Origin of the sequence: Helicobacter pylori, assembly GCF_014496965.1 — a bacterium.
GTDB classification, from domain to species: domain Bacteria; phylum Campylobacterota; class Campylobacteria; order Campylobacterales; family Helicobacteraceae; genus Helicobacter; species Helicobacter pylori_CZ.
Genome location: NZ_JACTCR010000002.1, coordinates 59,672 through 84,616, shown reverse-complemented (window position 1 = coordinate 84,616; position 24,945 = coordinate 59,672). Strand labels below are relative to the sequence as shown.

General features: G+C 38.4%; 27 protein-coding genes, 1 tRNA gene and 1 pseudogene. 14 read left to right on the top strand and 15 right to left on the bottom strand.

The window, feature by feature from the left end; all coding sequences use genetic code 11:
- The first annotated feature begins 130 nt into the window (after window positions 1-130).
- The 3 genes and pseudogenes from flhA (at window position 131) to H7O61_RS08020 (ending at window position 3,997) form a co-directional block, all read left to right on the top strand.
- Entirely contained in the window at window positions 131-2,332 is a 2,202-nt protein-coding gene (flhA, locus tag H7O61_RS01425; protein ID WP_180415352.1) for a flagellar biosynthesis protein FlhA, read from the top strand.
- A gap of 30 nt (window positions 2,333-2,362) precedes the next feature.
- Entirely contained in the window at window positions 2,363-3,406 is a 1,044-nt protein-coding gene (locus H7O61_RS01420; RefSeq protein WP_187874955.1) for a 3',5'-cyclic-nucleotide phosphodiesterase, read from the top strand.
- A gap of 331 nt (window positions 3,407-3,737) precedes the next feature.
- Window positions 3,738-3,997 (top strand): annotated as a pseudogene (locus H7O61_RS08020) (hypothetical protein).
- 177 nt (window positions 3,998-4,174) lie between these two features.
- Here H7O61_RS08020 and hsrA read toward each other — a convergent pair.
- The 14 genes from hsrA to H7O61_RS01350 form a co-directional block, all read right to left on the bottom strand.
- A complete protein-coding gene (gene hsrA, locus H7O61_RS01415; protein WP_001264984.1) occupies window positions 4,175-4,846 on the bottom strand; it encodes a response regulator-like transcription factor HsrA in 672 nt (223 codons plus the stop codon).
- Window positions 4,847-5,203: 357 nt separating this feature from the next.
- Complete coding sequence (locus tag H7O61_RS01410; protein WP_187874919.1) at window positions 5,204-6,316, bottom strand: metallophosphoesterase; 1,113 nt, start codon at window positions 6,314-6,316, stop codon at window positions 5,204-5,206.
- A 161-nt stretch (window positions 6,317-6,477) separates the two neighbouring features.
- Window positions 6,478-6,918 (bottom strand): ribosome maturation factor RimP, encoded by a 441-nt coding sequence (locus tag H7O61_RS01405; RefSeq protein WP_079339428.1) that lies wholly within the window; start codon window positions 6,916-6,918, stop codon window positions 6,478-6,480.
- Window positions 6,911-7,246 carry a 30S ribosome-binding factor RbfA gene (rbfA, locus tag H7O61_RS01400; RefSeq protein ID WP_000991153.1) on the bottom strand — a complete coding sequence of 112 codons (336 nt, stop codon included), beginning with the start codon at window positions 7,244-7,246 and terminating at the stop codon, window positions 6,911-6,913. The genes H7O61_RS01405 and rbfA overlap by 8 nt, the downstream gene beginning before the upstream one ends.
- On the bottom strand, window positions 7,246-10,077 hold the full coding sequence (infB, locus tag H7O61_RS01395; RefSeq protein WP_187874918.1) for a translation initiation factor IF-2: 2,832 nt from the start codon (window positions 10,075-10,077) through the stop codon (window positions 7,246-7,248). The genes rbfA and infB overlap by 1 nt, the downstream gene beginning before the upstream one ends.
- Window positions 10,074-10,328 (bottom strand): DUF448 domain-containing protein, encoded by a 255-nt coding sequence (locus H7O61_RS01390; RefSeq protein ID WP_187833681.1) that lies wholly within the window; start codon window positions 10,326-10,328, stop codon window positions 10,074-10,076. The genes infB and H7O61_RS01390 overlap by 4 nt, the downstream gene beginning before the upstream one ends.
- A complete protein-coding gene (gene thrB / locus H7O61_RS01385; RefSeq protein ID WP_079295135.1) occupies window positions 10,315-11,196 on the bottom strand; it encodes a homoserine kinase in 882 nt (293 codons plus the stop codon). The genes H7O61_RS01390 and thrB overlap by 14 nt, the downstream gene beginning before the upstream one ends.
- Window positions 11,197-11,249: 53 nt before the next feature.
- Complete coding sequence (locus H7O61_RS01380; RefSeq protein WP_187874917.1) at window positions 11,250-11,723, bottom strand: tRNA threonylcarbamoyladenosine biosynthesis protein TsaB; 474 nt, start codon at window positions 11,721-11,723, stop codon at window positions 11,250-11,252.
- A 21-nt stretch (window positions 11,724-11,744) separates the two neighbouring features.
- Window positions 11,745-12,632 (bottom strand): UDP-3-O-acyl-N-acetylglucosamine deacetylase, encoded by an 888-nt coding sequence (gene lpxC / locus H7O61_RS01375; protein ID WP_187874916.1) that lies wholly within the window; start codon window positions 12,630-12,632, stop codon window positions 11,745-11,747.
- Window positions 12,629-13,216: a septum site-determining protein MinC gene (gene minC / locus H7O61_RS01370; RefSeq protein ID WP_187874915.1), complete on the bottom strand. Its 588-nt coding sequence runs from the start codon at window positions 13,214-13,216 to the stop codon at window positions 12,629-12,631. The genes lpxC and minC overlap by 4 nt, the downstream gene beginning before the upstream one ends.
- Window positions 13,217-13,218: 2 nt before the next feature.
- Window positions 13,219-14,541: a M23 family metallopeptidase gene (locus H7O61_RS01365; RefSeq protein ID WP_187874914.1), complete on the bottom strand. Its 1,323-nt coding sequence runs from the start codon at window positions 14,539-14,541 to the stop codon at window positions 13,219-13,221.
- A 9-nt stretch (window positions 14,542-14,550) separates the two neighbouring features.
- Complete coding sequence (locus H7O61_RS01360) at window positions 14,551-15,507, bottom strand: outer membrane beta-barrel protein (RefSeq protein WP_187874913.1); 957 nt, start codon at window positions 15,505-15,507, stop codon at window positions 14,551-14,553.
- An 8-nt stretch (window positions 15,508-15,515) separates the two neighbouring features.
- Window positions 15,516-16,385 (bottom strand): outer membrane beta-barrel protein, encoded by an 870-nt coding sequence (locus tag H7O61_RS01355; RefSeq protein WP_187874912.1) that lies wholly within the window; start codon window positions 16,383-16,385, stop codon window positions 15,516-15,518.
- Window positions 16,375-17,097, bottom strand: coding sequence for a hypothetical protein (locus H7O61_RS01350; RefSeq protein WP_001876931.1), 723 nt, complete (start codon window positions 17,095-17,097; stop codon window positions 16,375-16,377). The genes H7O61_RS01355 and H7O61_RS01350 overlap by 11 nt, the downstream gene beginning before the upstream one ends.
- Window positions 17,098-17,244: 147 nt before the next feature.
- Between H7O61_RS01350 and panB the strand changes: the two genes are divergently transcribed.
- The 9 genes from panB to H7O61_RS01305 all read left to right on the top strand — a co-directional run bounded on the left by panB (window position 17,245) and on the right by H7O61_RS01305 (window position 22,680).
- Window positions 17,245-18,057: a 3-methyl-2-oxobutanoate hydroxymethyltransferase gene (gene panB / locus H7O61_RS01345; RefSeq protein ID WP_187874911.1), complete on the top strand. Its 813-nt coding sequence runs from the start codon at window positions 17,245-17,247 to the stop codon at window positions 18,055-18,057.
- Window positions 18,058-19,068 (top strand): Holliday junction branch migration DNA helicase RuvB, encoded by a 1,011-nt coding sequence (ruvB, locus tag H7O61_RS01340; RefSeq protein ID WP_187874910.1) that lies wholly within the window; start codon window positions 18,058-18,060, stop codon window positions 19,066-19,068.
- A 67-nt stretch (window positions 19,069-19,135) separates the two neighbouring features.
- Entirely contained in the window at window positions 19,136-19,618 is a 483-nt protein-coding gene (gene tatB, locus H7O61_RS01335; RefSeq protein ID WP_187874909.1) for a Sec-independent protein translocase protein TatB, read from the top strand.
- Window positions 19,611-20,345, top strand: coding sequence for a twin-arginine translocase subunit TatC (gene tatC, locus H7O61_RS01330; protein WP_000461191.1), 735 nt, complete (start codon window positions 19,611-19,613; stop codon window positions 20,343-20,345). Before tatB ends, tatC begins: the two co-directional genes overlap by 8 nt.
- Window positions 20,346-21,383, top strand: a complete 1,038-nt coding sequence (queA, locus tag H7O61_RS01325; protein ID WP_187874908.1) for a tRNA preQ1(34) S-adenosylmethionine ribosyltransferase-isomerase QueA — start codon at window positions 20,346-20,348, stop codon at window positions 21,381-21,383. It begins immediately after the preceding gene.
- Window positions 21,380-21,916: a 16S rRNA (guanine(527)-N(7))-methyltransferase RsmG gene (gene rsmG / locus H7O61_RS01320; protein ID WP_187874907.1), complete on the top strand. Its 537-nt coding sequence runs from the start codon at window positions 21,380-21,382 to the stop codon at window positions 21,914-21,916. Before queA ends, rsmG begins: the two co-directional genes overlap by 4 nt.
- Window positions 21,910-22,140, top strand: coding sequence for a PP0621 family protein (locus H7O61_RS01315; protein WP_000944425.1), 231 nt, complete (start codon window positions 21,910-21,912; stop codon window positions 22,138-22,140). The genes rsmG and H7O61_RS01315 overlap by 7 nt, the downstream gene beginning before the upstream one ends.
- Window positions 22,141-22,142: 2 nt before the next feature.
- The gene (locus H7O61_RS01310; protein ID WP_021175349.1) at window positions 22,143-22,550 is read left to right on the top strand and encodes a hypothetical protein; all 408 of its coding nucleotides are present in this window, start codon (window positions 22,143-22,145) and stop codon (window positions 22,548-22,550) included.
- Window positions 22,551-22,592: 42 nt separating this feature from the next.
- A tRNA-Ser gene (locus H7O61_RS01305) sits at window positions 22,593-22,680 on the top strand.
- 1 nt (window position 22,681) lies between these two features.
- Here the strand turns inward: H7O61_RS01305 and H7O61_RS01300 are convergent.
- Window positions 22,682-23,284: an outer membrane protein gene (locus H7O61_RS01300; RefSeq protein WP_000291621.1), complete on the bottom strand. Its 603-nt coding sequence runs from the start codon at window positions 23,282-23,284 to the stop codon at window positions 22,682-22,684.
- A gap of 288 nt (window positions 23,285-23,572) precedes the next feature.
- Here H7O61_RS01300 and H7O61_RS01295 point away from each other — a divergent pair, with 288 nt between their 5' ends.
- Together H7O61_RS01295 and prmA are read left to right on the top strand one after the other, a co-directional pair.
- Complete coding sequence (locus tag H7O61_RS01295; RefSeq protein WP_000772151.1) at window positions 23,573-23,947, top strand: chemotaxis response regulator CheY; 375 nt, start codon at window positions 23,573-23,575, stop codon at window positions 23,945-23,947.
- Between the two features lie 12 nt (window positions 23,948-23,959).
- Window positions 23,960-24,937 (top strand): 50S ribosomal protein L11 methyltransferase, encoded by a 978-nt coding sequence (prmA, locus tag H7O61_RS01290; RefSeq protein WP_187874954.1) that lies wholly within the window; start codon window positions 23,960-23,962, stop codon window positions 24,935-24,937.
- Window positions 24,938-24,945: the final 8 nt, after the last annotated feature.

The window sequence follows — 24,945 nt, the reverse complement described above, 5'->3', positions numbered from 1 at the left end:
CCTCCTAATTGGTAATTTAATAAAGATCGCATTATAGCGTAAAATAAGCTTTTTTGTGTCATACTTTTAAACTTTATATTATAATAAGAGACAAACACACCTACCAAAATTAAGGCATTGATTTTAGATTATGGCAAACGAACGCTCCAAATTAGCTTTTAAAAAGACTTTCCCTGTCTTTAAACGCTTCTTGCAATCCAAAGACTTAGCCCTTGTGGTCTTTGTGATAGCGATTTTAGCGATCATTATCGTGCCGTTACCGCCTTTTGTGTTGGATTTTTTACTCACGATTTCTATCGCGCTATCGGTGTTGATCATTTTAATCGGGCTTTATATTGACAAGCCTACTGATTTTAGCGCTTTCCCCACTTTATTGCTCATTGTAACCTTATACCGCTTGGCTTTAAATGTGGCGACCACTAGAATGATTTTAACCCAAGGCTATAAAGGGCCTAGCGCGGTGAGCGATATTATCACGGCGTTTGGGGAATTTAGCGTGAGCGGGAATTATGTGATTGGGGCGATTATCTTTAGTATTTTAGTGCTGGTGAATCTATTAGTGGTTACCAATGGTTCTACTCGGGTGACTGAAGTGAGGGCGCGATTCGCTCTAGACGCTATGCCAGGAAAGCAAATGGCGATTGATGCGGACTTGAATTCAGGGCTGATTGATGATAAGGAAGCCAAAAAACGGCGTGCCGCTCTAAGCCAAGAAGCGGATTTTTATGGCGCGATGGATGGCGCGTCTAAATTCGTCAAAGGCGATGCGATCGCTTCTATCATTATCACGCTTATCAATATCATTGGAGGGTTTTTAGTGGGCGTGTTTCAAAGGGATATGAGCTTGAGCTTTAGCGCTAGCACTTTCACTATCCTAACCATTGGCGATGGGCTTGTGGGGCAAATCCCTGCTTTAATCATTGCGACAGCGACTGGTATCGTCGCCACTCGTACCACGCAAAACGAAGAAGAGGACTTTGCTTCTAAACTCATCACACAGCTCACCAATAAAAGCAAAACTTTAGTGATTGTGGGGGCGATTTTATTGCTTTTTGCCACCATTCCTGGACTCCCTACCTTTTCTTTAGCGTTTGTAGGGACTCTCTTTTTATTCATCGCATGGCTGATTAGCAGGGAGGGAAAAGACGGATTACTCACTAAATTAGAAAATTATTTGAGTCAAAAATTCGGCTTGGATTTGAGCGAAAAACCCCACAGCTCCAAAATCAAACCCCACGCCCCCACCACAAGGGCTAAAACCCAAGAAGAGCTTAAAAGAGAAGAAGAGCAAGCGATTGATGAAGTGTTAAAAATTGAATTTTTAGAATTGGCTTTAGGCTATCAGCTCATCAGCTTAGCGGACATGAAACAAGGGGGCGATTTGTTAGAAAGGATTAGGGGTATTAGAAAAAAGATAGCGAGCGATTATGGCTTTTTGATGCCTCAAATTAGGATTAGGGATAATTTACAGCTCCCCCCAACGCATTATGAAATCAAGCTTAAGGGCATTGTGATTGGTGAGGGCATGGTGATGCCAGATAAGTTTTTAGCCATGAATACCGGTTTTGTGAATAAAGAAATTGAAGGAATTCCTACTAAAGAGCCGGCTTTTGGAATGGACGCTTTATGGATTGAAACTAAAAATAAAGAAGAAGCCATTATCCAAGGCTATACCATTATTGATCCAAGCACCGTTATTGCGACGCACACCAGCGAATTAGTGAAAAAATACGCTGAAGATTTTATCACTAAAGACGAAGTGAAATCCCTTTTAGAGCGCTTGGCCAAAGACTATCCTACGATTGTAGAAGAGAGTAAAAAAATCCCCACCGGTGCGATCCGATCAGTTTTGCAAGCCTTGTTGCATGAAAAAATCCCCATTAAAGACATGCTCACTATTTTAGAAACGATTACCGATATTGCCCCATTGGTTCAAAACGATGTGAATATCTTAACCGAACAAGTGAGGGCGAGGCTTTCTAGAGTGATCACTAACGCTTTTAAATCTGAAGACGGGCGTTTGAAATTTTTAACCTTTTCTACCGATAGCGAACAATTTTTGCTTAATAAATTGCGAGAAAATGGCACTTCTAAGAGTCTGCTGCTCAATGTGGGCGAATTGCAAAAACTTATTGAAGTGGTTTCTGAAGAGGCTATGAAAGTCTTGCAAAAAGGGATCGCTCCGGTGATTTTGATCGTAGAGCCTAATTTAAGAAAAGCCCTTTCTAATCAAATGGAGCAGGCCAGGATTGATGTGATCGTGCTAAGCCATGCTGAATTGGATCCTAACTCTAATTTTGAAGCCTTAGGCACGATCCATATTAACTTTTAATGGATAAATAATGGATAAAAAAGGAGAATGATGCAAGTTTATCACCTTTCACACATTGATTTAGACGGCTATGCATGCCAGCTTGTTTCAAAACAATTTTTTAAAAATATCCAATGCTATAACGCTAATTACGGGCGTGAAGTTTCAGCGAGAATTTATGAAATTCTAAACGCAATCGCTCAATCTAAAGAGAGTGAATTCCTTATTTTGATTAGCGATTTGAATTTGAATTTAAACGAAGCGCAGTATTTGCAAGATAAAATCCAAGAACACCGCTTGCAAAATAAAAACATTCAAATCCAGCTTTTAGATCACCATATCAGCGGTAAGGAAGTGGCTGAGAGTTTCCATTGGTATTTTTTAGACACGAACTGTTGCGCGACTAAAATCGTGTATGAGTTTTTGAAAAAGCATTATGCGATTTTAGAGCCAAAAAACACAGCATGGCTAGAGCCTTTAGTGGAAATGGTCAATTCTGTGGATATTTGGGACACGCAAGGTTATGGCTTTGAATTAGGCAAGGTGTGCATGCGCATGATTAACCAAAGCTCTGAATTGAATCGTTTCATGTTTGATGATGAAAACCGCGATTATAAATTAAAGCTTTTAGAAGAAGTTAAAAACTATTTGTTTTTAGAAAATGCCCCTGTAGCCTATGATAATGATTTGTTCAAACTTAAAAAAATCGCTTTAGGGGGCGATCCTGATGCAGAAACGATGGACAATATCTCTTCAAACGCGCAAACGCATTTGCTCTCTTTAAAAAAGCATGATTGCAGCGTTTATTACCAAGATAAAAAAGGGTTTTTAAGTTATTCTATGGGGGGTATTAGCGTGTTGGCTAACCTTTTTTTAACGCAAAATCCGGATTTTGATTTTTATATAGATGTGAATTCTAAAGGGAATGTGAGCTTAAGGGCGAATGGGAATTGCGATGTGTGCGAACTCAGTCAAATGTGTTTTAATGGGGGCGGGCATAGGAATGCGAGCGGAGGCAAGATTGATGGCTTTAGGGAGAGTTTCAATTATAGGGATATTAAAGAACAAATTGAAGAAATCTTCAATAACGCTTAAAACTAAGCTGTTTGTAAAAAGCGTTGGTTATAAAAACTAAGAGTTTAAAACTCTTTTTGATAAGGTTTAAAAATTTTCATCCCATCGTTTTATAGCAAAAACTCATTTCTTTAAGGGAATGAGGGATATTTTAAAAACTATCCCCCTACACCCCCCTAACCCCCAAAAGACCGCTTAAAAAGTTATCGCTTGATTTTCGTAAGCTCTCTTAATAATTTGATTATAAAAAATGCTTTTTAATATTTTTAGGTTTTTTAATCCGTAATCACAGCCAATAGTGGTTTAGATTATCTCTCTATGTTATTGTTTTTGTGTTGCGGGTATTTGGAGCATGTTAGGGTTTGGGGTAATAGCGGGTGGTTATCTTAAAAACGAGATGGCCAACCATGAAATGATTAGTCATAGTTTTAATGGTTCTCGCAACGCCACTACACTAAAATTTTAGTGCAAGCTAGAGTTTAGGTAGCGTTTTCTTTGTGTATTTTTCTTGTATCCCATAAAAATCCCACAAAAATAAGACTTTTTCAATATCCAATGAAAACAGAGCCAAAGTTTGCATTTTTGTGTTTTGATGGGTATTTAGATCCATGAATTGATACGAATCTATTTTAGTGTTTTTTAACCAAAATACCCTACCAATCGCAGATAAAATGATTATGCCCCCTAGCTCAACACCAACATGATATGAGTGCCTCTACTATCGTTATTAAAATATTTGATTTTACCCGCTCCACACCCTCATTCTAATCTATTTTTAGCAAAAAGAATTTATTCTTCACACGCCGGTTTTGGGTAGCAAAAACGATAGCCTCTGCGTCTCACGGTTTCAACCGTGGAAATCCCCAAGGGTTTATCCATTTTTTGGCGGATTTGATTGATAGCCACTTCAATGACATTAGGGGTAACCATCTCAGGCTCTTCCCAAATAGCGTCTAAAAGTTGTTCTTTGGAGACGATTTGATCCCTATGTCTGGCAAGATGGGTCAGCACTTCAAAAGGCTTCCCTTTAACTTCAACTTCACGCCCCTTGTAAATAATCTTTTCTTCATCAGGGCTAATGGTCAAATCCCCAATTTCAATCACATTAGAGCCCCAAAACCTCAAACGAGCCTCAATCCTTGCGACTAAAGCCTTAATGCTGCGATAAGGCTTAGCGATGTAATCGTCCGCACCCTGCTCAAACGCATGGACTTCTTCTTCGCTTGTAGGGTTATCAGAAGAAACTAAAACAACAATAGAAGAATGCTTTTCCTTGATTCTAGAAACAAAACTTAAAGCATTTTTATCGCTAACCATAACCAAGTCATAATTCCTAATATCCATAAGATATTCCCCATCCTCTAAACTCTCTGTTACATCAGCCATAAAGCCTTTAACATTTAAGCCTTTTTCAATTTCTCCACCCAAAACAGAATTTTTTTCAATCAGTAGAACGCGCATGGTGTATGGACTCCTGCATTTAAGAGTAATTCAAACACTGATTATATCATAAATTTAAATTAGTTTAAGAAAATTTTAATAAAAGCTTTAGTTAAAATCAGGCTCTTTTGTATTTGGTTGTTGGTTGTAAAAAATGCCTTTAAGCGTTTTTTATGGATAATTTTTAAAATCATTTGCCAAAAATCACCATTTTATTGTATAATTGCAAATCCAACCATTCCTTATGGTTTGGTTGGCACCGCTAAGATTGAAGGGTCACCTCCCCCTCCTTTCCCTTTGTCTTGGCGGTTGTTTTTTAACTCCTTGTTTTAATCCTTATTTTTAACCGCTTGATTACGATTTTAAGATTTTGTTCAACTAAGCTTGATTTTTAGGTAAAAGCCTAAGGTATGCGATCTCGCTAGGGGCTAAAAACCTTAAAGGAACACCCCAATACCCTGCCCCACTGCTCACATAAATTTGAGTGGTGCCGCTGTGCTTGTATAAACCATATAAATAGGTTTGCGCTAACTTGACTAAAAGGCTAAAGGGAAAGATTTGCCCTGCATGGGTATGCCCTGAAAGCACTAAATCTACAGAGTGGCTTTCTTTGAGGCTTCTAATTTGTTTGGGCTGGTGGGCTAAAAGGATCGTGGGCTTACTACTATCACGCTTTTTTAAAGCTTTGTCAATATCAGGGGCAAAATTTTGACGCTTCCTTGCGAAATAATCATACACACCGCACAAATTGATCCCCCCTAAATGCACGCACTCATTCCCTAAAATCGTCAAATTAAGCGTATTAAGAAACGATAAAATCGGTTCTATGCCATGATAATACTCATGATTTCCTGGCACATAAAAAGTGCCATGCGTGCTTTTAAGGTTGTTTAAAGGCAGTAAAAAAGATTTGACTTTTTCAATGTTTTCATCCACTAAATCCCCCCCAATCAGCACCATATCCACTTCTTTTTGATTGACTTCTTCTACAATGTAATCAACAAAATCTTTTTGCAACAAACTCCCCACATGCATGTCTGTGAGTAAAATAATCTTTAATTCTTTATCCAGCTTGTCTAAATAAATAGGGGTTTCTTTGATTTTAGGGCGGGCCAACCCTTCATAAAACCCACGCCAAAAATACCCTAATAACGCCAGATAAAACCCTAACTTTAAAAAGTTTTTTAAACCTTTACGCCTTGAAGGTAAGAAATCTATTTTTTCTATGGAGTAGGAAAACCCGTAAAAACTCAAAGAAAAAACAAACACAATAAAAGACACAAACGAACATGCTGAAGTCAAAACAAACAAATGGCTAGGCATAATATTTCTATAAAAAGCAAAAGCCACCTCGCCTACGCTCAAAAGGATAAAAAACCATAAATAAGCGTGTTGAGAGATTTTCTTTAAGGTTAAAAACGACTTCAACATCCTAAAAGAACTATAATTCAAAAGACACAAAACCAATAAAAACGCTATGGAGATCAGCATACCACCCTTTTTGTAGTCATAATGTTCTACTATATTAGCATATTAACGCTAATATCCCCTTAGGGCTAATATCCTATTTAACGCCTCATCATTCTCAGTAGTTTTTTATAATCCAAATTATTCTTACGATTAACGCTATTTTTAATATTCAAAAAATAATCTCACCACTCAAAAAGCGTTTTAACTTTTTTTAAATCCTTATACTCCACGCTTTTAATAGCGTGATCCTCTAATTCAAAATCCGCGCTCAAATCGTTAGCGTCTTTAAGGACCGCTTGAAAGCTTTCTTTATTTGTGAGTTTGACTTCCACTTTTTCGCCTAAAGAAAGCTTGAAATGTTTGGGGTTTTTAAGCGTTCTTTCTAACCCCATAGAGCTCACTTCCAAAACATAAGCGTCTTGAATAAAATCGCACACATCTAATAAAGGCGAAATCACCTCGCTCACTTGTTGGCAAATATCCAAGCTAACCGCCCCATTAGGGTTTTTAAGGCTCACTCTTAAAACATGCTGCTCATTTTCTTTAACCAAACTCACATCATAAAGCAAGTATCCCAAGCTTTCAATCACGCCCTCTATTTTCTCTTCTATTCTTTTAGTCATTATCTTTCCCTTTAGCGATTTCATTAAATATGGCGTCTAGGCGGAGCTGCTTTTCTAAACTATTGTCTAAAACAAAACTGAGTTTTGGGCATTTAAACCACCCGCTCGCTTGCAAAACAAACTGCCTGATCAAGCCCTCAGCTTTTTTCAATTTAGAAAGGATTTTATGATCTGATGAAAGCACAAACACCAAAGCGTGGTGTTTCCCTTTAGAGCATTCCACCTTAGTAACGCTTAAAGAATTCAATTCGCCATCATTCAAACTCGCTAAAGCTTCTTGCAACAATTCTAAAAGATTGGATTCTAAGCGTTCTTTATGAGCATTCATTAGAGGGTTCTTTTTTTATGGATTTCTTTATAGGTTTCAAACACATCGCCCACTTTAATTTCATTATAATTTTCTAACATGATCCCGCACTCATAGCCCTTAGAAACTTCTTTCACATCGTCTTTAAAGCGTTTCAAAGAAAGGATTTCGCCGGTATGAATCACCACGCCATCCCTAATCAAACGCGCCTTAATGCCACGAGCGATCACCCCATCGCTCACCACACACCCGGCTATCGTGCCTACTTTAGGGATATTAAAGGTTTCTCTCACTTCCGCTTGTCCGGTATGCTCTTCTTCAATGATAGGACTCATCAAGCCTAATAACAACGATCGCATTTCTTCAATCAAGGCATAAATCACCGTGTAAGTTTTAATGCTCACATTGTATTCTTTAGCCTTATTTTTCACATTACCAGTGGGGCGGATGTTAAAGCCTAAAATCACCGCATGCTCACTGCTAGAAACCAGGCTCAAATCATTCTCAGTAATGCCCCCCACCCCTGAGTGGATCACTTGAATCGCTACTTCTTCGTTATTAAGCTCCAACAGGCTGTTCTTGATGGCCTCTAGGCTTCCTTGCGTATCCGCTTTAATGACTACAGGAATATTTTTCAATTCCTTATTAGCGACCATTTCTGAAAGCTCATCAAAAGACACTTTAGTGCTTTTACTCAACGCTTTTTGGCGTAAATAAGTCGCCCTCTTTTGAGCTTGCAAGCGTGCGATAGAATCGTTTTCTACCCCTATTAAAACAGATCCCGCAGGCGGCACTTCGCTCAAGCCTGTGATGAGAGCCACCATAGAGGGTTTTAAATTTTGAATGCTCTTGCCTTGATCGTCAGTCATCGTTCTTACTTTACCAAACGCCGTTTCGGCAAAAAAACTATCCCCCACGCTCAAAGTCCCGCTTTGGACAATCACAGTGGCCACTGCCCCACGCCCTTTTTCCACGCTCCCTTCTAAAACAACCGCTCTAGCGCTGCCCTCTTCTATGGCTTTCAATTCCATAATATCCGCTTGGATAAGAATGGTTTCTAACAGATTGTCAATGCCATCGCCCGTTTTAGCTGAAACAGGGATAAACTCATGCTCTCCGCCCCAATCCACAGGGTTATAGCCAAGCTCAGCGCATTCGGCTTTGAGTTTGTCCGGATTCACATTAGGCTTATCCATTTTATTCATCGCAAAAATCACAGGCACATTAGCGGCCTTTGCATGCTCTAACGCTTCAATAGTCTGCTGCTTCACGCCATCATCAGCCGCTATCACAATCACTGCAATATCTGTTACTTGAGCCCCACGATTACGCATCTGGCTAAAGGCTTCATGCCCTGGAGTGTCAATGAAAGACACCCATTTGTTATTTTTTTCTACCATGTAAGCGCCAATGTGCTGAGTGATCCCCCCAGCTTCCGTGTGAGCGACTCTTTTATCACGGATTTTATCCAGTAGTGAAGTTTTACCATGATCCACATGCCCCATGATAGTAACCACAGGCGGGCGCTCTTTTTTCACCCCCTCTAGCACTTCTTCTACTTCAAATTCTTCTAAAGTGTTTTGAACAGAAATTTCTAAATGGAACTCTTCGGCTAAAATTTCTATGCTATCCTTATCCAAAAAGTCGTTTTTAGTTACCATAAGCCCTAAATTAAAGAGGGTTTTAATCACATCAGCCAGATTCAAATTCGCTTTTTGCGCGAATTCATACACGCGCACTTCTTCAGGGATTGCAATCGCGCTTTGGATCACTTTTTGGCTGTTATCGTTACGGAATACGCGCTTTTTCTTGGATTGTCGTTTGATCCCGCCCTCATTCATCCAAGGGTTTTTCCTTTGGACGCGCACCCTATCGTTGATATTTTGGCGTGCTTCTTTTTCTTCTTCTTCCTTATTGAGGTTATCTTGTTCATGCAAATCAAACAATAAGATTTCATCGGTTTCATCATCATAAATATCATTGTCCTTAAAATCCCTTACATCGCTAAAATCAATTTTATGGGATTTGTTGTTTTTGGCGGTGGGGGTGGCTTTGGGCTTACTGGGTTTTTTAGTTTTTTTAGTCTCTTGCTTGTCTTTTTCTTGCCATTCTTTTTTAATGTCTTCAAAAATAGCCGCCGCGCTTTGAGTGGGTTTTTTGCTTTCTGTTACGCTGTTTTCAATTTCATTTTCTGTTTCATCGTTGCGTTTAATCACCCTAAAACCCGTGTATCTTTTAATATTCTCATGGCGTTTGATCTCTTGCTCTTGCTTTTTAACTTCGCTGATTTCTTTTTTAGCGTTGCTGACATTACTAGCACTGTTAGCGTTGCTTTGGGTGAGCTTGTTTAGGGCTTCTCGGCTTTTTTGGATTTCTTGGAGCTTTTGCTTGGCTTTTTCTATTTGAGAGTGGCTAACCGCTTTAGGGGTGTTTTCTACAGGGGGCGTTTGGTTTTCAAAAGTGTTGACAATCTCTATTCCTTTCTTTTTGATAATAGGCGCAGGAACTTCTTTTTTCTTTTCTTTAGTTTTTTTGGGCTTTGGCTGGCTTTTTGTTTCTTCTTTTTTAGGCGTTTTGGAAGCCTTTTTAGCAAGCGGCTTAGACGCTACGGCTGTATTCAAATCGTCTTTATTGTCTTGTTCAAGATTTTTAGCGGGTTGATTGGCTTGTATTTGTTCTTTAATGCCATCCACAATGTATTTGTATAGCTTACCGGCTTGCTCTGGGGTCATTTTAGAATTTGTCTTAAGCTCTAAACCAATGTCTTTGGCTTGCTCGATCACGTTTTTAAGCTCTTTTTGAGTCTTACCAAGCTCGGTTACAAATTTTTTTAAATCAACCATATCACTCATGCTATGCTTCTCTCCTTAATCCAATTAATAACATTTTTGGTATCTTTTGGGGCGTTCTTTATTTTTGAAATCGCTTTCAACAACTTTTTTTCTCCATTTTTCAAACAATTTTCACACACATAAAAACTACGACCTTTGCCATCAAACTCCACAATTTGATTTTCAAAGCTTTTCAAACGCAACAAATCCTTTTGAGGTTGGCGCATTCTGCACGCCACACACATGCGGATTTTAATTTCAGTCTTTCTCAATAAGGACTCCATCATTGTCAAAATCTAAAACCGCTACCCTAAATTTAGGGAATTTCTTGCTCAAAACCTGCTTTAATTTAGGGGCGTCTTCTTCATAACACATGTTAAAAAACGACGAACCGCTCCCTGAAAGCGTGCTCATTAAGGCGTTATTTTCTAAAGCGAGCTTTTGGATCGCAAACAACACGGGATAAGTTTGCATGCGCTTATACTGGTGCATCCTGTCTTTAGCGCAACAACGCAATAAATCCCACTTCCCTTGCGCAATCGCCATCGTCATCAAACTCGCATGCGAAAGGTTAAACACGCTTTCTTGCACGCTGTAACGCTTGGGCAAAAGGTGGCGCGATTGCTTGGTAGAAACGGCCCTATTAGGGATCACCATCACCGCTTTTAAAAAAGAAGGGATTTTGGTTTTTAGACTTATCACTTTCTTTTTTTCCACAAACGCCGCATTATACCCTCCAAACACCGCCGGAGTGATATTATCCGGGTGGTTTTCATAAATTAAAGCGGTATTGACAATATTTTCTCTATCAAAAGCAAACCCTAAAAACGCAAACGCTGAAGCGACCGCCCCCACAATCATCGCCGAGCTAGACCCCATGCCCCTTGTAATAGGGACTTTATTATGCAATAAAAATTTAAACGAGCCGTCATTCCCATGCTTTTTTAAAATCTCATAAAACACTTTAGTGAAAATATTGTTGGTTAAAAACTTAGGGATCCCCTCACCCTCCCCAACCAATTTCACCGCATGGAAGCTGCTAGGCTCAATAAAAAAACGATTGCGTAAATTCAAACTCAAACCCAAGCAATCAAAACCGGGGCCTAAATTCGCACTTGTTGCAGGAACACTCACTACCAAATTTTAAACCCCTATTGTTGATACCCTTTCATTTTTAAAACTAGCATTATACACTAAATAGGAGGCAAAATGTAAAACGGCGTGTTCAATTGGGTGAATTTGTCTTTCTCTAAAAAAGAGGGCAGCTTGAAATCTTTTGGCACAATTTTCAAATCCTTAAAATCGATCAAGCTTTCCCTTTCTTTTGAAACAAAGTATTTATTGGCATACGCCAAAATGGGCGTGTTGTCGTTAAAATCAAAGCCTGTGGTGGAATAGAGTTCAAAGTCATGGACTAAAGCCAAAGTGTGTAAGAAAACATGCGTGAGTTTTAGGCTAGTGAAACTCCCTGGCCCTTTAGCGTAATAAACCCCTTTAATCGCCGGTAAAGTAGGGTTTTTAAAATCTTCAAATAATTGCGAAAAAACTTCCACTAAAGCCTCGCTTGTTTTTGCTTTAGAAGTGTAAGAAGTGCATAAAAAATTGTTTTGATACACCCCAAGCAAGACCTTCTCGCCTAAAGAGATAAGCGCTAAATCCAATTCCAAAAAATAAACCCTAATTCAGGATTAAGCGAAAGCCTTTTGCAACGCAAATTCTTTAGCCGGATCTGTAGCGATCAAAACCTCGTAATTTTTAGCGTCCGCTAAAATGGCTTTAACCAACATGGAATTGAGCTTATGACTCCCTGAAAAAGAAGTGTATTTGCCCATCACAGGCATGCCCAAAACCATTAGATCCCCCATAGCGTCTAAAATCTTGTGGCACACGAATTCCTTTTCGCATCTCAAACCCTCTTTATTCAAAATGCTGTTTTCATCCAGCACGATGCAATTATTCAAGCTCCCCCCTTTAGCCAAACCAATGGATCGCAAGTAATTCACTTCTTGCAAAAACCCAAAGGTGCGAGCTTTAGCGACTTGCTCTTTGTAAGCGGTTTTACTAAAAACGAAATGGTGGGCTTGCTTGGCGATAACCGGATGGTTAAAATCAATCGCAAAATTCAAAGAAAGCTGGCTGTCTGGCTCAATTTTAACAAATTTATCGCCCTCTCTAACCTCAACGGCTTGCTTGATTTCCATCACTTTTTTAGGAGCGTCTAATTCTTTAATCCCTGCTTCATCTAAAAGCATACAATAAGTCAAAGCACTCCCATCCATGATAGGGATCTCTTCGTTATCCACAGAGATTTTAAGATTGTCAATACCATACGCATGGACAGCTGAAAGCAAATGTTCAATCGTAGAAATTCTAGCGTTATCCTTACCCAACACGGTTGCCATTTTGGTATCCACGATGTTTTCAGGTTTTAAGGGGAGCTTCACGCCCAAATCAGAGCGGTAAAAAACAATGCCTTGATTTTCTTCTAAAGGCTCTAAAACAAGCTTCACAGGAACGCCCTTGTGTAAGCCTATCCCTACTAATTCCACAGAGTGGTTAATGGTTGTTTGTTTCATAATACTTCCTTTATGTCTAGTATATCGTCATTTTTAGTGATTATTTTAATATTTTTATTTACCAAAAGCCGTTCAACCTCTTTTAGAGATAAAATTTTATTTTGAAAAACGATTTGAGCGTTCTTGACTTCTTTCAAAATCAAGCACTCTCCAAAGCACACAATCGCCCCTTCACAAACCCCATAAACTGACACACAGCCTTCTGAAATAATCTTGGCTCCATTGTGGATATTGCCCAAAAAAATAAGATGATTAGCACTATAAATCTCTTCCCCACTCCTAATATTACGCTCATAAATCGTTGTTTTAGGTTCTGTTTTAGAATGATTGGGTGTTGGATGATTGGTTTCTTCTTTTATAGACATGGTTTTGATATGACGCCCGTTTAAAGGGCGATTCGTTTCTAAAAACAAAAGTTGGTGTTTGTGCAAAATGGCTTTGACTTCTGGTTCAATATCATATTTAAATATAATAAGAAAATACTGCAAAAGGGCATGGTTTTTTTCTAAAAATCCTATGACCGCTTCAGGCTCTTGCTTTTCAATTTCAAACGCATGCACATTTTTTTGATTCGTTTTTAACATGACTATCCTTTCATTAAAAGCCGTTTGGCTTGCTCTATGGGGGCGATGATATTGGTTTTTATCCATTGCTCATTAAGCCATTCATTGGGCCGGACAAACACCCCTTGCAAAAGCATCCCTAAATGCAACCCGCTCCCTAATTTCAAACCACTACTCCCCACGCTTTTATCATCTTTTAAATGGGCTAAAAAAACGCACAAACCTAACCCATAGCAATTGATTAAACTATTACCATAAAAATCGAACTCCCCCTTAAAAACCCTCTTCACCGATGGATCAAACGCTAAAGATAAATCCTTACTGGGCATCAAATCCACCCCTAAATGCAAGAATTTAAACAACACCTGATTATCCTTTAAAAACCGCCGATTTTCTAAAAAATTGCTTATCATTTTAAAAGATCCATTCAAGGGTTTTAGCGCTTGAAAATGGGAAAAATCCTTATCAAAATCCCCTTGCTCTAAAGCGATCTTTTGGATTTTTTCTAAATCTTTTAAGCGCACGTTGGAAAACATTTCCAATAAAGTTTGCTCAGTGTGATTTTGAAATTTTTCTTGCTTTGCAATCTTATCTTTTAAGGCGCTTAAGTCTATATCTTTTTCCCTCAAACGATGGGTTTTTCGTTTGAACAATAAAGGGGTGGTATTAGAGTTATAAGCTTTATCTTTAGCGACAATGAACGCCTTAAAATCCTTATTTTTATAAGACCAAGGCACTAGAGCGATAAAAACATTACGCTGTTTGAATTCTACAAGCCTGAAAGCTTTAAAATCCTTTTTTTTGACGTGCACAAACGCTTGAGACAAATTCTTATCCAAAGCTTCAAAGACAACTACCGCGCTCCCTCCATAAGCGATGCTTGGGGAACGAGATAAAATCGTGATTAAGGGTTTTATCGTATCAATACACACTTCTTGTTTGAAAGACGCCTTATTGCCATTGAAAAAATTAGCATAGCTCCAATCATTAGCTTGAATTTCATATAAAAGGCACTTGTCTTCTAACCCCATGATTTCAGGCCTAATTAAAGGCACTTCTAAAGACTTGGGTTTATCCAATACCAGACTTTCTTTTTTATATAAGATCAAATTGTCTTTTGTGGTTACTTTTATCTCATAGCGTTTGATGCCCTTTGGGGCTGCTATTTTAATCTTAATGGGTTTTTTTAGATCCCAAAAAAGCGCTTCATTATTGTCATTGAGCACACCCTCTTTGTTGCTTAAACTAAAACTTAAAGCTTTGGTTTTTGTGATTAAAGCGTTAAAAATCAAATAACCCCCTAAAATCAAAACGACTAACGCTAAAATTTTAAACCCTAACCCCAAAATCAAGCCTCAAAAAATGAACGCATAATTCACTAATAAAAAACTGGATCGCTTGAACTGGTTGTTAGCCGAAACCAACAAACGCTCATCATCTTCTTTATTTTGATAAACCGCTCCCTCTTCCACTCCCATTCTCAAATAGCTAATCGGTAATTTTGTGCCAATCTCTAAGCGGTGTTTCCTATAAAGCGTTAAACTCACGCCCACATTAAAAGTGTAATCCACTTCAATCAAAGATTTCCATAAAAAATTAGGGCTTGAATAGCCCCCCACCACCAAATTCCTCCCGTTTTGATTAGGCTTGTCTTGATAGAGCATAAGCCCTATCCCAAAACCCGCATAAATGCCTAAAAAATGCTTTTTAGTCTTAAAATCTAAAGGCATATCAAATAATAAATCCGTATTCATAGCCCCTAAAACATAAAAAAACGAGCCTACATGTTGCTTGAGCGCATTTTCTTTTAACGCTCCACCCCCAAGCAATAAATCCCCATAAAATCGTGTCCCAAAATAAGGCACAAAGTATTTTTGATACCCGAATTTAGCGCTAATCATAGAAACAGGAGCGTTAATATTGATATTGTTTTTAAACGCGCTAGGGGCATTCGCGCCATATCTGTCTAACATTTCCCCTTGATAAGACAAGTTAAGTTCCCCATAAGCATACCCACCCCCTAAAAAAACCCCACTCTTATCATCGGCTATGGAAAAAGATTTGAGCAATTTTTCTTTTTTCTTGGAGGAAATTTTAGGATAAGATCGATCAATATATTCTTCTTCAAACTTATCCTTATTTATCTCTTTATTTATCTCTTGGGGCGAAACCCCTTTTTCGGTGAGTTGTTGCTTTAAATGGTTTATTTTTTCGTCTAATTGTTGGTTTTCTTCTTCTAAATTGTCATAATCTGCCGCTTGAAGTCCCAGTATGAGCACGATATGAATCAAACAATATTTAAATTTCAACATCTTAGCCTTTACAATAAATAGTTGTAACTAATATAATAAATATTAGTGCTTTTAAAATAATATAAAAAGGTTTGCGAAGTTTCTTTTAAGGGAGGCATTTTTAAGGCTAATTCAAAGCGGTGTTTGAGGTTAAGCGTCATGCTCACCCCTAAATTTAACACTAACCCAAAAGCGTTAGGCTGTGAATACCCTTTAACCTCTTTTAGATTTTGATACATCCCATTCCACCCCACTCCAACGCCTCCAAATATCCCTAACGCAAACCTTTTTTCTTTGTCAATAGGCTTATCCATCAACAGATCAATATTCAAGCTTGCGGTTTGATAAGAGGCTAAAGAATCGTTTTTAAACCCTTTCATCGCCCCCCCTAAATATTCCCCATAAAAGCGTAAGGCGCTAATCCCGTTAGCAAAATACTTTTGATACCCACTCCTTAATCCATACAACAAAGGAGAAGCTTGAATGTTGTTTAAAGGTTCAAAGCTCTCATAAGATCGAGCGTAAGAATGAGCGTTAATGCCTATATCGCCAAGAATTACGCCTATAAAAAAACCGCTCTTATTTTTAGCCATTCGTTGGAATAAGATGGATTCATTTTTTTCATGCAATTCCCCTTTGAGCATGTAAAGCTGGCGTTTTTTCTTATGGATTTCTTCAAGCAGGCTTTTTTCATCAATCTTTTTTGCAATCCCCTTTTCTTCTTTAAACTCTAGCGTTTGGGCGCGTTTTTCTTCCAAAAGAACGGGAGCGTCTTTAGGGGTGTTTTCTTCAGTCGTGTTCGTTTCAGTCATGTTTTCTTTGGTGATATTCTCTTCAGCGTGCAAGCTTAAAATAAAACCAAAGCATAAAATGAGATTTCTTATTTTTTTAGAACACATATTGATACCCAATGCTTGCTATAGCTCCCCACCAAGTCTCTTTTGAAGAATTGGATTGTAAAAAAGGGAAATTATTTAAAATTTTAAATTCAAATTCAATGCGGTTTTTTTCTAATACCGTTAGAGCCAATCCTGCGTTAAAAGACATCCCCCATTCCGCCGTATAATTCACCCCATGCGCTACAACCCCCAAGCCTAAACCCATATACCCCCCCATATAAAGGTATTTCCCCACAAAAGGCAAAGGAAAGTCTAATAAAAAATCCCCATTCAGCATAACCGATTGAAACCCCACGCTCCCAAAGCCCGCTTTTTTAGGAGCCCCTCCATAATATTGGATATAAATGCGCCTGCCAATAATATTGGGCTTAACCAAGCGTGCAAAAAACGACGGCCTAAAGGTTTGATAGCCAAAACGCAAGCCGTAAGCGAACAAATAATTTAAAATATTCCCGGTGATACTGGAGCTATTGGTTTTGACCATGATTTCATGGTTATAAAAAAACCCGGTATTGATCCCTAAAATAAGCCCGCTTTTAGCGTTCGCCCTCTTTAAATCTCTGATTAATTCTTCAACTTCTTTGTCTTCATAGGCTTTATAATACTTGATATACTTGTAGTATTTGGGGTCTAGGGTGTCATAATCAAGCGCATTCAATCCTGCACAAAATCCCATTAAAGACCATAAAATAGCTCGTTTTTTAAGACCCAAAATCGCCAAATCCCTTGAATTGTTTGTTAAAAGTTTCTTTCAATTATACTAAAATAATTAAAATGACCGGTTAAAATGGAGTAAAATTTTTACCCACCTAACAAAGTCATGCTACAATGCCACTATATTTAACACTTAGGATTTTTAATGAGCATGCAAACCGCCCCAATTAAAAAAATCACCCTTAGTCACCTCCAAGCTAAAAAAAATCAAGAAAAAATCATCGCCATCACCGCTTATGACGCACTGTTCGCTCAAATATTTGATCCGCTAGTGGATGTGATTTTAGTGGGCGATAGTTTGAACATGAGTTTTTTCAATCAAAACGACACTTTAAGCGCGAGTGTAAAAATGATGCTCTATCACACCAAAGCCGTGTGCACGGGTGCTAAGACTCCTTTTATCATCACAGACATGCCCTTTGGAAGCTATAAAGATGAAAAAACAGCCCTAAAAAACGCCATTAGGGTTTATAAAGAAACCCAAGCGAGCGCGATCAAATTAGAGGGAGGGAAAGAAAAAGCGAAACTGGTTAAAACGCTCACTAATGAGGGCGTTATTGTGGTAGGGCATATTGGCTTGATGCCTCAATTCGTGCGTCTTGATGGGGGCTATAAGATTAAGGGCAAAAATGAAGAGCAACAAAAAAAGCTTTTAGAAGACGCCTTGAGTTTAGAAGAAGCCGGAGTGGGTTTGTTGGTTTTAGAGGGCATAACCACCCCTATCGCTCAAACGATCACGCAAAAAATCAAAATCCCCACGATCGGCATAGGGAGCGGCAAGGATTGCGACGGGCAGATTTTAGTGTGGAGCGATATGTTAGGCTTTTTTGATAGCTTTAAGCCTAAATTCGTGCGAGAATACCTTAAAGGGAAAGAATTGGTTCAAAACGCTATCAAGCAATACGCTGATGATGTGAAAAAGGGAAACTTCCCTAACGAATTAGAAAGTTATCATTAAATGAAAGAACGGATAGTCAATTTAGAAACTTTGGATTTTGAAACTTCTCAAGAAGTGAGTTTGCGCCCTAGTCTTTGGGAAGATTTTATCGGTCAAGAAAAGATTAAAAGCAACTTGCAAATTTCTATTTGCGCGGCTAAAAAACGCCAAGAAAGTTTGGATCACATGCTCTTTTTTGGCCCGCCCGGTTTGGGTAAAACTTCAATCAGCCATATCATCGCTAAAGAAATGGAAACCAATATCAAAATCACCGCCGCTCCCATGATAGAAAAAAGCGGTGATTTAGCCGCCATTTTGACTAATTTGCAAGCTAAAGACATTCTTTTTATTGATGAAATCCACCGGCTTAGCCCAGCGATTGAAGAGGTTTTATACCCGGCTATGGAAGATTTTAGACTGGATATTATCATAGGCTCAGGCCCGGCCGCTCAAACTATTAAAATTGATTTACCCCCTTTCACCCTTATTGGCGCTACCACTAGAGCCGGAATGCTCTCTAACCCCTTAAGAGACAGATTTGGCATGAGTTTTAGAATGCAATTTTATAGCCCTAGCGAACTTTCCCTCATCATCAAAAAAGCCGCTGCCAAACTCAACCAAGACATCAAAGAAGAAAGCGCTGATGAAATCGCTAAAAGGAGCAGAGGCACACCAAGGATCGCTTTAAGGCTTTTGAAAAGGGTGCGCGATTTTGCGCTCGTTAAAAATTCAAGCTTAATGGATTTAAGCATCACTTTGCATGCTTTGAATGAATTAGGCGTGAATGAATTGGGCTTTGATGAAGCGGATTTGGCGTATTTATCTTTGTTAGCTAACGCTCAAGGACGACCGGTAGGTTTGAACACGATTGCAGCGTCTATGAGAGAAGATGAAGGCACGATTGAAGACGTGATTGAGCCTTTTTTACTCGCTAATGGTTATTTGGAGCGCACGGCTAAAGGCAGAATCGCCACGCCTAAAACCCATGCGCTTTTAAAAATCCCCACTTTAAACCCCCAAACTTTATTTTAATCTTGTTTAGAAAGAAAATTACACTACAATAACGATAAAATTTTAAAGGGTGTGAAAGTAGATCATTATGTTTGGCATGGGCTTTTTTGAAATCCTTGTGGTGTTGATTGTAGCGATTATTTTTTTAGGGCCAGAAAAATTCCCCCAAGCTGTCGTGGATATGGTGAAATTTTTTCGCGCGGTTAAAAAAACGCTCAATGACGCTAAGGACACTTTAGATAAAGAAATCAATATTGAAGAAATCAAAAAAGAAACCTTAGAGTATCAAAAACTCTTTGAAAACAAAGTGGAGAGTCTTAAAGGCGTTAAGATTGAAGAATTAGAAGACGCTAAAATAACTGCAGAAAATGAGATTAAAAGCATTCAGGATTTGATGCAAGATTACAAACAAAGCCTAGAAGACAACGCACCCCCTAACCATTCCAATAAAGAAGTTTCTAATGAAGAAGCCTTAAATAAAGAAGTTTCAAGCGATGAACCTCTTAAAGAAGTCCAATTAACAACTGATAACAACGCCAAAGAACACGACAAAGAAAAAGAGCATGTTTGAAGATTTAAAACCGCATTTACAGGAATTAAGAAAGCGTTTGATGGTTTCTGTAGGAACGATTTTAGTGGCGTTTTTGGGGTGCTTTCATTTTTGGAAAAATATTTTTGAATTTGTTAAAAATTCTTATAAAGGCACGCTCATTCAGCTCTCCCCTATTGAAGGGGTCATGGTAGCGGTTAAAATCAGTTTTTCAGCCGCTATCGTCATTTCCATGCCCATTATTTTTTGGCAATTGTGGCTCTTTATCGCTCCAGGCCTTTATAAGAATGAAAAAAAAGTGATTTTGCCTTTTGTGTTTTTTGGGAGCGGCATGTTTTTAATTGGGGCGGCGTTTTCTTATTATGTGGTGTTTCCTTTCATCATTGAATACTTAGCCACTTTTGGGAGCGATGTGTTTGCGGCTAATATTTCTGCGTCCAGTTACGTGAGCTTTTTCACACGCTTGATTTTAGGCTTTGGCGTGGCGTTTGAACTGCCTGTTTTGGCGTATTTTTTAGCCAAAGTGGGCTTGATTACCGATGCGAGCTTGAAAGCGTATTTCAAATACGCTATTGTAGTGATTTTTATTGTAGCAGCTATTATCACTCCCCCTGATGTGGTGAGTCAAATCTTTATGGCGTTACCCTTAGTGGGGCTTTATGGGCTTTCTATTTTAATTGCAAAAATGGTCAATCCGGCTCCTAAAGACGACGAAAGCGATCACGAAAATAACACCAAAGAGAATTAGTTGAAAGAATTTGATTTAGAAAGCTATGATTATCATTTGCCTAAGGAATTGATCGCAAACTACCCCGTTTTGCCCAAAGAAAGGGCTAAACTACTCGTCTATGAAAGGCGTTCGCAAACAATCACGCACACCACTTTTGAGCATGTTTTAGACTTTTTCCCTAAAAACGCCCTTGTGGTGTTGAACGACACTAAAGTGATTAAAGCCAGGCTTTTTGGATCTAAGCATGCCTTTTTGCCATCAAAAACGACCGAAGTGTTTTTCCACCGCTTTTTTAAAAATAATACCGCCCTGACTCAAATCAAGGGCAAGATCAAAGTGGGGGACAAAATCTTTTTTGATGCAAATTATCACGCTGAAGTCTTGGAATTGCTTCATAACGGCCAGCGCTTGATCGCTTTTTATGACAATCAAACCCCCTTAAATCAAGAAAATATCTTAAAACTTTTAGAGCAATACGGGCATATGCCCTTACCCCCTTATATTAAAAGAGCGGATGAAGGTTTGGATGCACATGAATACCAGAGCGTGTTCGCTAAACACATCGGCGCGGTGGCTGCCCCTACAGCGTCATTGCATTTTTCTCAAAATACCTTAGAAAAATTATTGAAAGATTTCAAGCACGCTTTTTTGACCTTGCATGTGGGGGCCGGGACTTTTCTTGGCGTAGAAACTAAGGATATTAGAGAGCATCAAATCCATACAGAAGTTTTGCATATTCCTAAAAAGAGCCAAGAAATTTTGCAAGAATCCCAAGAGGTTTTATGCATCGGCACGACCGCTTTAAGGAGCGTGGAATACTTCAAACGCTTAAAAAACCCTAATCAAGAATCGTTTGAATGCGACATATTCTTGCATCTTGCTAACCCTATTCAATATGTTAATCATTTGCTCACTAATTTCCATTTGCCCAAATCAAGCCTTTTAATGCTTGTGAGCGCAATGATAGGCTTAGAAAAAACCAAAGAAATCTACAAAATAGCCATAGAAAAGAAGTATCGTTTTTATTCTTATGGCGATGGGATGCTGATTTTATGAACCCCTTATTGCAAGATTATGCACGCATCCTTTTAGAATGGAATCAAACGCACAACTTGAGCGGTGCAAAAAATTTAAGCGAGTTAGAACCCCAGATCACAGACGCTCTAAAACCCTTAGAATTTATCAAAGATTTTAAAAGCTGCTTGGATATTGGGAGCGGAGCAGGACTTCCTGCTATCCCTTTAGCCCTTGAAAAACCTGAAGTCAAATTCATTCTTTTAGAGCCAAGAATAAAAAGAGCGGCTTTTTTAAACTACCTTAAAAGCGTTTTGCCTTTAAAAAATATTGAAATCATTAAAAAGCGTTTAGAAGATTATCAAAATCTTTTACAAGTGGATTTAATCACTTCTAGAGCGGTCGCTAGCTCTTCTTTTTTGATAGAAAAAAGCCAACGCTTCCTAAAAGATAAGGGGTATTTTTTATTTTATAAAGGCGAGCAGTTAAAAGATGAAATCGCTTGTGAAGACACTGAATGTTTTGTGCATCAAAAACGAGTTTATTTTTACAAATCAAAGGAAAGTTTATGTTAAGAATTTTAATCCCCCTACTCATTATCGTGTGGGTTTTATGGCGTTTGTTTTTGAGACAAAAACCCCTTAAAGACAACCACTCTTACACGCAACAAACCCCTAAAGAATTAGAAGATCACATGATTGTATGCTCTAAATGCCAAACCTATGTCTCTAGCAAAGACGCTATTTATAGCGGGGCGGTAGCCTATTGCAGTGAAACTTGTTTGAAGGATAAGAGATAAATATGCTTATTTTAGGACACCCTTTAATCCCTAGCGATCGTTTTATTTTCATTAAAAACACCGATGCTATTCATTCCAGCGCCAATAACGATATAGTGTGTTTTGAAGCACACCCAAAAAATTTGGAATTAGCTAAGTATTGCTGTGAAAATGGCGTCCATTTTAGCGTGATCTTTTTATCGCACAAGATAGAAACGGACGCCTTTTTTTTATTCAACGCTTTCAAACCGCTCTATTGTATTTTTAAGGATATTAAGCAAGCCATACTCGCCCAACAACACGCCACTAATTACTTATTAGATAGCAAAATCTTGTTTTCTATGGATTTAAACGATACAGAGTCGTGGGAAATTTGCGCTAAAAATCAAATAGATGGCGTGATTTCTAAAGATTCACTCCTTTTAAAATAAGCCCTTTTTAAACAAATCTTAGTTATAATAAGCCCCTTTTAAGGGGAGATGTCCGAGTGGTTGAAGGAGCACGCCTGGAACGCGTGTAAGGTGCAAGCCTTCGAGGGTTCGAATCCCTCTCTCTCCGCCATTTAAAAATGCCACGAATGCGAAACAAAAAACAAAAAGCTCCTTTCAAACAAGCTACGCCTTTCAGGGGTTAGAAAGATTTTCATGCCAATTTCCACATCCACCTTATGATACAAAACGATCGTGCGAAACTGCACCCCAAATTTCCCGATAGCCCTAAAATAAGTGTTGTGAAAATTGAAATCTTTTAATGAATCCCAAGTATTCACCACCAAATCTTTGACTTTATTGTTGAGTATCCATGTGTTGGCGGCCAGTTGCAAGCCAAAGAAAAAAGCCCAGCGGTTGATAGGGTTTTTAGCGTAAGCGACCATGAAATCCCCTCCCACCCCATAAGTGAACATGTTCGCTTGCAAAGTAGAGTCATTATTAAAAAGCACATTACCATAATCTATAAAGAAATAATACCTAGAATAAGCCCAATCGTTTTTAGGATTCACTTCATAGCCTTGAAGGATTGAAGCCCCTTGTAAAAGCTTGTTGGTGTTTAAAGGGCGCATAAATACCGTGCCTATTTGATAAGAAGAAGACATGTAACTCAAATTTTCAGCATTTAAAATATTTAAAAAACTTATACCCAGTATTAAAATTCTTAAATAATACACTTACTTGTAAAATCCTTGTCTTTCTTTTTTCAAACCATCCAATGACCCTTTATCGCACTCAAAAGTTATTTTATTACTTTTAAACTATTATGATAGCAAACAAACTGAATTTTTTTACAAATGAGAACACTCATTAAACGCTCCATTTAGCCAATGATTATTGTCGGTCAAGGTAATTTTAATCAAAACATGCTATTATTTGGAATGATTTATTATTATAAGGCGTTAGAGACGCTTTGGCGTTTAAAAAGAGCCTAATTTAAATGCAATCTTAAAAGGAGAAGCACTTTGAAACTACTAGTAGTAGATGATAGCTCAACTATGAGAAGAATTATTAAAAATACACTTTCACGCTTAGGCTATGAAGATGTTTTAGAAGCTGAGCATGGAGTGGAAGCTTGGGAGAAACTAGACGCTAATGCGGACACTAAGGTGCTTATTACAGATTGGAACATGCCTGAAATGAACGGGTTGGATCTCGTTAAAAAGGTGCGCTCCGATAGCCGTTTTAAAGAAATCCCTATTATTATGATCACCACAGAGGGCGGTAAGGCTGAAGTCATTACGGCTTTGAAAGCGGGCGTGAATAACTACATTGTGAAGCCTTTTACCCCCCAAGTTTTGAAAGAAAAATTAGAGGTTGTTTTAGGGACAAACGATTGAGTGTTAAAGCCAATGTATTATGAGTTTTTCTTTATCTTCCCTAAGGAGCAAGAGCTTTTTGAGAGCTTTCTTTTAGACACTACGCACCTAGCCTTAGAAGAATCAAGCTTAGAAAGTTTAAAAGCGTTTGACGATAAAGAAACCATTGAATTTATAAGCCAATCCAATTGGCATTATTTCGCCACTCATGATCTTTTAAAAGAACATTTAAAAGAAAAACCCCCGCATCTCAAAAATTTCGTTATTTTACGCTCTCAAAAGGATTTGAATCACTCGCTCATTCCAGCATTAGAAGCGTTTTGTTTGAACTTAAAGCAAAACTTGCAAAGCGAGTTTGATTTTTTCTACCTTTCACGCAATTTGGCTTCAAAAGACTGGCTAGAAGCCTACAAACAAGCTGTTTTGCCGGTGCAATGCGCCAAATTTTACATACACCCTAGCTGGCATCAAAAACCAAGCCATGCCGCTATAGACGATTGCATAATGATCGATCCGGCTTTGGCCTTTGGATCAGGCCATCATGAAAGCACTTCTATGTGTTTGGAATTGCTCTCTAACCTTGATTTAAAACGCAAAAACGCTTTAGATGTGGGCTGTGGGAGCGGGATTTTAAGCATCGCCCTAAAAAAACAAGGCGTTAGCGCTTTAGTAGCTTGCGATACGGATAGTTTAGCCGTTGAAGAGACTCTAAAAAATTTTAGCCTGAATGAAATACCCCTATTAGCACAAGATAAAGTCATTTATGGATCTACGCAAAAAATTGAAGGGCGTTTTGATATCATTGTGGCGAATCTTGTCGCTGATGTGATCAAGAGTTTGTATAGTGAATTTGTGCGGCTTTGTAACCACACTCTTATTTTATCAGGGATTTTAGAAACCCATTTAAACTCTGTTTTACAGATCTATTATAATGGGTTTGAGGTTTTAGAGCAACGAAAGCGTAACGAATGGGTCGCTCTAAAATTGCTTAAAAAACAATCAATAAATTAAGGATTATA